The organism is Spirochaeta dissipatitropha, assembly GCF_054657935.1.
Map to the genome: position 1 here is coordinate 32,505 of NZ_BAAHXT010000018.1, position 8,898 is coordinate 41,402.

At 45.8% G+C, this 8,898-nt stretch carries 7 protein-coding genes; 1 reads left to right on the forward strand and 6 read right to left on the reverse strand.

Features of this window, described 5'->3' with window-relative positions:
* Position 1: 1 nt before the first annotated feature.
* The 5 genes from ACYQ2L_RS16005 to ACYQ2L_RS16025 form a co-directional block, all read right to left on the reverse strand.
* Positions 2 to 883: a carbohydrate ABC transporter permease gene (locus ACYQ2L_RS16005; protein ID WP_460057841.1), complete on the reverse strand. Its 882-nt coding sequence runs from the start codon at positions 881 to 883 to the stop codon at positions 2 to 4.
* A 2-nt stretch (positions 884 to 885) separates the two neighbouring features.
* On the reverse strand, positions 886 to 1,788 hold the full coding sequence (locus tag ACYQ2L_RS16010; protein WP_460057843.1) for a carbohydrate ABC transporter permease: 903 nt from the start codon (positions 1,786 to 1,788) through the stop codon (positions 886 to 888).
* The gene (locus ACYQ2L_RS16015) at positions 1,781 to 4,750 is read right to left on the reverse strand and encodes an extracellular solute-binding protein (RefSeq protein ID WP_460057845.1); all 2,970 of its coding nucleotides are present in this window, start codon (positions 4,748 to 4,750) and stop codon (positions 1,781 to 1,783) included. Before ACYQ2L_RS16015 ends, ACYQ2L_RS16010 begins: the two co-directional genes overlap by 8 nt.
* Before the next feature lie 62 nt (positions 4,751 to 4,812).
* Positions 4,813 to 6,408 (reverse strand): ABC transporter substrate-binding protein, encoded by a 1,596-nt coding sequence (locus ACYQ2L_RS16020; protein ID WP_460057847.1) that lies wholly within the window; start codon positions 6,406 to 6,408, stop codon positions 4,813 to 4,815.
* The gene (locus ACYQ2L_RS16025) at positions 6,405 to 7,154 is read right to left on the reverse strand and encodes a glycoside hydrolase family 16 protein (RefSeq protein WP_460057849.1); all 750 of its coding nucleotides are present in this window, start codon (positions 7,152 to 7,154) and stop codon (positions 6,405 to 6,407) included. Before ACYQ2L_RS16025 ends, ACYQ2L_RS16020 begins: the two co-directional genes overlap by 4 nt.
* A 177-nt stretch (positions 7,155 to 7,331) precedes the next feature.
* Between ACYQ2L_RS16025 and ACYQ2L_RS16030 the strand changes: the two genes are divergently transcribed.
* Positions 7,332 to 8,555 carry a GAF domain-containing sensor histidine kinase gene (locus tag ACYQ2L_RS16030; protein WP_460057851.1) on the forward strand — a complete coding sequence of 408 codons (1,224 nt, stop codon included), beginning with the start codon at positions 7,332 to 7,334 and terminating at the stop codon, positions 8,553 to 8,555.
* On the opposite strand, the gene ACYQ2L_RS16035 is transcribed toward ACYQ2L_RS16030, so the two are convergent.
* A complete protein-coding gene (locus ACYQ2L_RS16035; protein ID WP_460057853.1) occupies positions 8,521 to 8,793 on the reverse strand; it encodes a hypothetical protein in 273 nt (90 codons plus the stop codon). The two genes, ACYQ2L_RS16030 and ACYQ2L_RS16035, sit on opposite strands and share 35 nt — an antisense overlap.
* Positions 8,794 to 8,898 lie beyond the last annotated feature (105 nt).

Sequence of the window (8,898 nt, forward strand, 5' to 3'; positions counted from 1 at the left end):
CCTATTTAATTCCGGAATGGCTCATGGTATTCATGACCTGTGACTGCATAAAAACGAAAATCAGCAGATTTGGCAGAAATAGAATCAAGCCTGCAGCGGCCGCCATACCAGCACCGGCAATATGCATTGCTCCTGCGGCAGGTCCAAATGTCAAAGTAGAAAGATAAAACACAAAGGTTTTGAGTGTTTCATCTTCTACGAAATAATTGGATGCTTCAGGATTATTCCAGACCAGCTGAAACGTCAAAATTGCTACGGTTGCAAGCGCTGGTTTAATCAGCGGAACTACAACCCTGAATAAAATCTGATAATCTCCTGCACCATCTATCCTTGCAGCCTCAAGAAGGCTGTCGGGAATCTGATCAATAAACTGCTTGATCAGAAACAAGGATACAGGCATTGCCAGCATTGGAAGAATATGTGCCCACATTGTGTTGGTGATACCTAAATTAACCAGCACCAGATATCTTGGAATGACTACTGCAACCGGAACAAACATCAAGGCCATCTGGTTGATCTTGAATAGCCTACTTTTCCAGCTGAATTTACGCTTACTCAATGCATAACCAGCAAAGACCGAAAAAAGAATGTTCAGGAATACAGTTATTGCGGCAAGCAGAACCGAATTCATAAGATAACGGCTCATTGGCACCCCGGTAGAACCACCCGTCTGAAACAACAAACGGAAACTCTCAGTGGTCGGGCGCCGAACCAGAATTCTGGGAGGAAACAGAAAAAGTTCATCCAAAGGCTTGAAAGCTTGATTGATAATAAAAATAATCGGCAGAATCATGAAGATGCTGATCGGTATGAGAATGAGATAAAATTTGATTTGCGACCAATCAAAACGGTCGGGGTTTATTACTGAACCTCTGAAACCCATAACTACTCCTTTGTTCCAAACAGAATATAGGATACACGGCTGAAAAACAGAACCATTAAAAGAAGAGCGACACTGGCCATTGCAGCGTATCCCATTTCATATCTACCGAACCCGTAGTCCTCTATATGATTAACAATCAACTGAGCTGAATAGCCGGGTGTCGGACTGACCCCAGCGAGAGCAGTTCCGATCCAGCCTATATTAAAGGTGTTGACGATCGACATTACAGCCCCGAAGAGCATCTGAGGTTTCATTGAAGGAATGGTGATAAAAAAGATCTCCTGATAGCGTTTACTTACACCGTCAATATAGGCGGCTTCGTACAATGTTTTATCTACATTCAGAATACCAGCCATCATTGCCAGAAACCCAATGCCCATTGAGCTCCACAGGGCTACGAAAATGACTACATTCAATAGATACGAGGGATCCAGAAGAAACTGAATCGGATTATCTATGAGACCGAGCCGTAGAAGAGCAGCATTGATAATACCGGCCTCATTTCCACTGAAAATGGTACGCCACACAACCGTAATCAGAATTGGACCTACCATACTCGGTGCGTACAAGGCCAAAGCAAGAATATTCCTGGGAATTTTCTGGATCTGAGCCAAAAGCCAAGCCATGATGAAGGCAAGAACATAGCCCCCTGGACCGACAATAAAGGCATATTTGAATGTATTCGGCAGTACGTATCTCAGAAATATTTCATCCTGTGTGAGTAGGGTAATATAATTGAAAAAGCCGATATAGCGTGGCGGCTGTACAACATTGAAGTAAGTGAATGACAAGGCTACTGCTATTATGACCGGCACCAGAATAAAGAGTGCAAATATGATGCTGTAGGGTAAAAGCAGTGAAACCAGAGAAAAATCTATCTGGCTGTCTGTGCGCAATTTAGCCATCGGAATCTCCTTCCAGGTAAGATGCAAACTTTGAAAGGATCCAATCCATTTCGGGTACAATAAATGGCTTGAGAACATTTCCCTCGCTGTCAATAAATCCGAATTCAGTCATTTTTCTCGTGACTTCCCTGTCAATTACCGGAATCATTGTATCAACCTCAGTCCGTAGGGACCGGTTCCTGGTTGCAGAGTTGATCCAGATATCGCTCAGACCTCTTTCAAGCATGTACTGTGCAGGGGTACGCGGCACATCCCGCTGCCAGCGGACCTGATCGAGGATAATCTGTTTATCTCGTGCTTCTATTGGAGCATCTGCAAGGGCATCCAGATTTGCAGAAAACCAGAGATATTCCGGCCCATAAGTAGATTGTAGACGATAACCGAAATCTGCCTGGGTTTCTGCTGACAACCACCATTTCATAAACTCCCATGATTCATCCGGCATGGGGGTATCTTTCATAATTACTGCTGACACCCCATTCGCAATAAACCAGCGTTGCGGATCACCATGTACATCCGGAGTTCCTGGATATGGAGCCAAAGCCCACTGTCCTTTCAGCTCCGGTGCCGCATACTTCAGCTGCAGATAGGTAACTGAATCTACTATTCCGACGGGAAGAACTCCGAAGCGGAAAGAATTGTAGAAAATCGGTACCTGTTCCTGCAAAGCATACAGGCTGAACAGCTCACTCAGGAAACGAAGTCCTTCCAGCGTTTTCGGGTCATCCAGATTTACTGACAAACCATCCTCAGCGTACAAGCTTCCTCCGAACTGGTACACAAATGGACTAGTCTGATAAAACCATTTAAGGGTGGGCAGGCCTCCTGCAATTGGGTGATAAAAGTTCATACCAAAACGCTGGAGTTCCGGCAGCATTTCTATAACATCCTGCCAGGTATCCGGCGGGCTGAGCTGCAATTGGCGGAAGATATCTGTTCTGTAGATCAAGGCATGAAAATCAAGAGTTTCCGGCATACCATAGACGGACTCATTCAGAATATAGGGAATAAAGGCACCAGGTGAAAAACTGCTTGCAAACTCCCAAAAATCATCGAATTCAGAGAGCTCAAGCACAGCCCCACGTATAGCAAGATCAAAGGGAATAAAACTGGGAAGTCCCATTGCGAGATCCGGTGTACGGTTGGCAGCGGTAGCCAGAATAAGACGATTGAACTCAGGCATAACGGAAATACGTACTGGAATTCCAGTCCGGGCTGTAAAATCGGCGTCAGCCATTTTCTGCATTAGATCGGTGTGGGTTATCGGACGGGTTACCCACACATCCAGAACGTCATCAGAAGGGTCGGTTCGGTATTTATCACCAGTATAGGTGGCCACTAGCGATCTCATACTGCTATGAATATGCTGCATTACATTTGCAGATCTCCAATGCTCAGAAGGCTGCGTCTCAAAGTACAGCATATCTATACCCATTGCAGTATTCTCAAGCATATTAACAGTTTCTCCAAGAATCTGCGTAACCGGCCTGTCGTAGATGCTGGTTGAATAGATATCCTGCAGATACATAGGCAATTCATCTGGTTTTTCGGCGAGTTTCTCGAGTTTAAACAATGCGGTATGTAGTCCTGATACCACCGCCGACTCCATGCCCTTGCTGGAGTACGCAGACAGATTCCAGATTATATCACTAAGAAGGATGGTATACGCATCCAGATAATCGGCAGTTTTATGTATGAAATCGGTGAGTCTCCAGGTACGATTACGGTCAATATCGCGCCCGGTAACCTTCATAATCTCGATTCCAAAGAAATTCATATGCGAGATAATCATGTTCAAGGCCCGAACAGCCTCGGTAACTGGTTCCTTTTCCGCTTTAAGGCTGATCTCATGTTCACCAGCAGGCAAATAAAGGTAATACGGTTCGCCAGTCTCGTCCGCTAAGGTGTGGTGTTCCCAACGGACAGCTCCACGTGCGGGGAATTCGTAGGCCATGAACTCTCTGAAAGGAATCTCTCCGTTTAACCGTATGGAACGGAATACACTGAAATCATTGTTAGGATTATTGTAGCGCAGGGTCAGCGCATACCAGCCGTCGCGTGGAACGGTGATCTGATACGCAATTTCATCTCCGGCTCGTGCCCAACTGGATGCTTCTATTGTATTTAAGAGACGGTCAACCGGATGAAACGGAGTAGCCGCTGGATCGTTGGATGATCCCATTCGCACATTATAGGCATTTTTTGAGCTGTAATCGATAGCGTTAACTGCAAGTTGAATGTTATCCAAACTCACAGTTCTATCCCGGGAGTATTCAAGGTAAGACTCAGGTTTGATAACTGTTTCGAGGGATATTTCCTCAAGCTCAAGGTTATAGGCAGAATCATTGCGAATTGCAAACTCGTTAATCCCGCGGTCGAGATGAAACTGTATTGGCTGAATCAATCGGCCTGAGATATCATATAAATATTTATCAATCCAGTCCTGTACCGGCAATTGCAACGGTAGAGATTCGTCATTGTAACGGTCGCGGGTGAAATGTTTGCTCTCATCGACCCACCGGCGGGTCAATTCCAGGGCCCGCGATTCGGTAAAAGGATGAACCCCGTTAACCCGGATGTCCAGACTGGTATTACTCAAACCGGAATCCGTTCTTCGGTATCTGAGTGCGGGTGTATAAAGACCAGATTGTTCTACCTCAAACTGGACGATTAAATCCTCTGAACCAAGCTCAAGGATTGTGCCGGGTTCTATGAGTTGAATGGATGCTCCTGTCCTGGAGCGAGCCATCTCGTCAGAGGTATCGTAGCGTCGCATGTATTCAAGGTAATCCTGATTCTGTTCCGGTAAATCTTCAAGTAGCAATAGATATGCCCAAAGACGCTGTGCCTCATCGGGTTCTGGTATCTCCCGATCAACGGGACGCAAAACAAAAAACACAGTCAGTAATATCAGCGTCACAATTGCAGCAGCACTCAGAAATCGAAAATTAGTTTGTTTCATAAGGTGTATCTCTATTAGGAGAATCCCCCTCCCATCCGGGAGGGGGAAATCAATGCGGTGTCTTAGTAGTAGGTTTCCATACCACGTTTCATTTCAGCATAAGACCGTTCGAAGTTCTGGTTGATATTCCGATTCCAGTCACCCAGTCGTGATTTCACAACATCTGCGAGATTCGGATCATTCCAGTCAGCCCCGGTTATGTCAGCATTTCCGATGGCATTCCACTCATACAGATTTTCGCGGCGGCCACCCTCGAAATCATGAAACCATGGATAGGATTTGTCAGAAACATCCCATACGTCACCTTGGCGCCAGATGTCGAGCACCTTGTGAAAACCGGGCATGAGACTCTCGTCGGCAAAACGCTGGTGAGTTTCAGTTGAGAACCAATGCTCCATCTGCGCATCGAATGTTGCCTCGTCGGTAACGAAGGGTAAAGAGTCATTTAAACTGGTTTTAACGGTATCACCATCTGTGAACATCTGGTTGGCACGGGCTTCCCAGCTGCGTGTGTCTCCGACCCAGAATGCCATGAAGGTGTATGCAAGTCTGGTTTTGGCCAACTCTTCTTCGGACATAGCTGGATCTCCGTCATCCATGGCATAGTTGTAGACAACCATCGGATCGAGCACAACACCGACTGTTGCCGGTTTATAGGGTGTAGCCGGACGAGGATAAATGTCCCAGTCAGCAATCTGCGCACGACCCCAGTGATCAGGATCTGGATGAGCTGCATCACCCATCATCCAGGGATCACCTTCAAGAGTCAGCAAGCGGCCCTGTGTAAAAAAGCGGAATCCCCACCACCAGTTCTCATCCAGAATTTCCTGAGGAATGTTTCCAGCACCGAATTGTGGCCATACACCATAGCGTGCCCAAATCGGCAGGTAGTCTACCAGATCCCGGACTTGATCGCTTGCCAGATTCACAAAATCACCTTCAGTTCGGTTGACCATCTGATAGCGGATGGAGTCAGTCCCAGTCTCTATAAATGCGAGTGGTGGAGCCATCATCCCGAAGAAGTTACGCATGTCTGCCTGACGGACAAAGTTGGTATAGTCCTGAAGATCCCAGTCAGGATCCGGCACATCAAGGTTGTTGTCCTCAGCAAGAGAGCGGTTTACAAATACACCCCATGGCAGCAGGTACTGTGGCAGTCCAGCCTGAAAACCATCGTGGTTCATCATCTGCATAATTGCGGGGTTGAAGCTCTGATACATAGGATCATCGGAAAAAATTGAAAGATCAGCAATCAGACCACGTGCGATATCTCCTGGTATATCGGTAGAAGCCCATATATCCGGATACCGCCCGTATTCAGCCCGGAAATTTTCACGGCTCTGCACCCAACTTTCACCGTCATCAGGACCACCAGCTTTCGCAAACACGTTGATCTTGACGTTAGGATAGATCTTGTTGAACTCCTGGGCTACTGCATAGGCTGCAGCTTGATTCTGGCCCCGCAGATCCTCTACCGGGATTGTCGTGCGACCGATGTCCTCCAAAAATGAATTGTCACCAGACCACAGCATGATGGTCAACTCCCCTTCAATATCTGTAGCCAGACCTTCATACTGGTCACGGCTGCAGCCGACAAAAAGCAGAACCATAGCCATTAGCAGTGCGCAGGCTATTAAAATTCTTCCTTCCTTCTTCATTGCTCTCTCCTTTTTCCTTGGATTTTTTTATATACTCGAACAAATTCAATTTCCATGACTGCTGGAAAGACAGTCTCATCGACCTCACCACCCCAATGACCGCCTATTGCGAGGTTCAGTATCAGATGAAAGGGCTGGTCAAAAGGCCATTCTTCAATTCTATTTTTCCCCTCTTTTCTGAAACTGCACATAAATTCATCATCCACATAATAAACAAAGCCTTCTTCATCCCAATCCATTCGATATGTATGAAATCCTTCCAGGATACCGGGCAGCTTTTTTGTGCTGGTTATTTGTGTATCTTTTCTGTGATTATAGTCAGCAGTATGTAGACTAAAATGTATTTTTTCCGGATCACGACCAACATGTTCCATGATGTCAATTTCACCACAGAGGGGCCATGAAACACCTTCGCGAATACCGTCCGACAACATCCAGATAGCAGGCCAGGTTCCTTTTCCAGTCGGTAATTTCGCACGGATCTCAAAACGTCCATACTTCCATGAAGCTTTACCATAACTATGAATACGGGCTGAACTGCATGTCATATCTGGATTTCTGACAGCAGTAATGACTAGCCTGCCATCTTCAACCTTGCAGTTTTCTTCCTTGTCTGTGTAAAACTGACTTTCCTCATTACCCCAACCGCGTTTTCCGTGACCGAGATCGTAAGACCATTTATGTGGATCAGGTTTTCCTGCTGTGTTAAAATTATCTTCCCATACAAGGCTATATGATGTATCCATGAAATCCCCTTATTTGGTTTCCACCTCAAACTAACTAATTTTTACATGGGTCATGCCACATGTCAAGCAAATAGTTTCCATTGTGAACCAAATAATTTCAAATAGTAATTTATGCAATACTGTTCATAAGTCGGCTGTAAGATTGACCTCTGAGAGTAAAGTAGATATGGTTTCGAAATGATTAGCGCAGTCCTGTCTGAAAATGAATCCGAACGGATCAAGAAGCTTCACAGCCTGAAAATACTGGATACTCTAGCAGAACAGGAATTCGACGATATTGTGTTTATGGTAAGCCGGATATGTAAAACCCCGCTGGCGAATATTTCACTAGTAGATACAACTAGACAATGGTACAAAGCCAATATCGGATCCTCCATCCAGGAAACTCCCAGAGACATTGCATTCTGCGCTCACACCATCCTCGAAAGCGAAATTATGGTCGTTGAGGATACTCTGCAGGATGAACGCTTCAGGGATAATTCTTTGGTCTTAAGTGGAGACAAAATTCGCTTCTATGCCGGTATGCCACTAATAACCTCAGAAGGTTTTGCCCTGGGAGCATTATGCGCTATCGACACAGTACCCCGTACTTTTTCAGAGGATGAAAGGCAGACACTCAAGGTATTAAGCAGATATGTGACTACGCTACTGGAACTGCGTTATACTTCCGAGCAGCTTCAAGTGAAAAATAATGAGCTACAAAAACAAAACCTGTTCAAGGAAAAACTGATATCAATAATTGCTCACGATCTCAGATCTCCATTTACACATCTTCAGTCAGTCTGCGAGCTCTTTGAAACAATAACTCTTACTGAAGATGAAAAGAAATATGCTCTAAAAGAATTAAAGCAGATTGCATCTTCTTCACTCTTTCTAATAGAAAATCTACTTGCATGGACAACCATGTTGATCCAGAAAAGCGGTGTTCATCCTGTACCCAGCAATATCCATGGGATAATTCAATCAGTAATGAACGAATTAAATCATCTCGCTGTCAAAAAAAACAACGCAATAATTCTGTCTGCGCCTAATGACAATGAAATCTCTATAGATCCAAATATCCTGAGATTCGTCAGCAGAAATTTACTATCCAACGCCATTAAATTTACCCGTTCCGGAACAATAACTGTGGCCTGGGAGATTACCGACAAGACTGAAGGAAAGACTCTGAAGTTTACTGTTGAGGATACAGGCATAGGCTTTGATCCGGATGTGACTCGACTCTTCAGTGACAAAAAACAACCCTCGCAACGTGGGACAGCCGGGGAAAAAGGCAGTGGCCTTGCCCTTGGCTTCTGCAAGGATTTCATCAGCCAGCATCAGGGCTCAATTACTGTAAACAGTAAACCAGGTGAAGGCAGCACTTTCACGGTCTATCTGCCGGAACTGAAAAAGGATTAGGACAAAAAAAAGCCTGGCTATGAATATCCGTGCGTTCGCACAGGATGCGAGCCGCACTATACTCCGCCAGACTCCGTCTGTCTTCGTTTGCGCGTTTGCCTTCGGCAAGCCGTGGAACCACGCGTTTGCTGCGCAAGCCGCGTTCGTTGCCCTCACGTTCCTTGTGCTTTGCACTGCGGTACGTGAGGTACTTAACTTCGTCGTTGCCAGGGACCCTTTTTTTTGTCCTTTTTCGCACGCTTCGCGACTGGCAACTCACTCCGCTTCCGCATTGCGGAAGCTTCGTCAACGTGCGTTTTGGCTGCGCCAAAGCCACACTTGCCACGGTCGTTGCCAGGGACCC

Bases quoted from the DNA above. Each gene is read 5' to 3' on its own strand.
- ACYQ2L_RS16005 (WP_460057841.1), bottom strand. From the start codon at position 883: ATGGGTTTCAGAGGTTCAGTAATAAACCCCGACCGTTTTGATTGGTCG.
- ACYQ2L_RS16030 (WP_460057851.1), top strand. From the start codon at position 7,332: ATGATTAGCGCAGTCCTGTCTGAAAATGAATCCGAACGGATCAAGAAG.
- ACYQ2L_RS16010 (WP_460057843.1), bottom strand. From the start codon at position 1,788: ATGGCTAAATTGCGCACAGACAGCCAGATAGATTTTTCTCTGGTTTCA.
- ACYQ2L_RS16025 (WP_460057849.1), bottom strand. From the start codon at position 7,154: ATGGATACATCATATAGCCTTGTATGGGAAGATAATTTTAACACAGCA.
- ACYQ2L_RS16020 (WP_460057847.1), bottom strand. From the start codon at position 6,408: ATGAAGAAGGAAGGAAGAATTTTAATAGCCTGCGCACTGCTAATGGCT.
- ACYQ2L_RS16015 (WP_460057845.1), bottom strand. From the start codon at position 4,750: ATGAAACAAACTAATTTTCGATTTCTGAGTGCTGCTGCAATTGTGACG.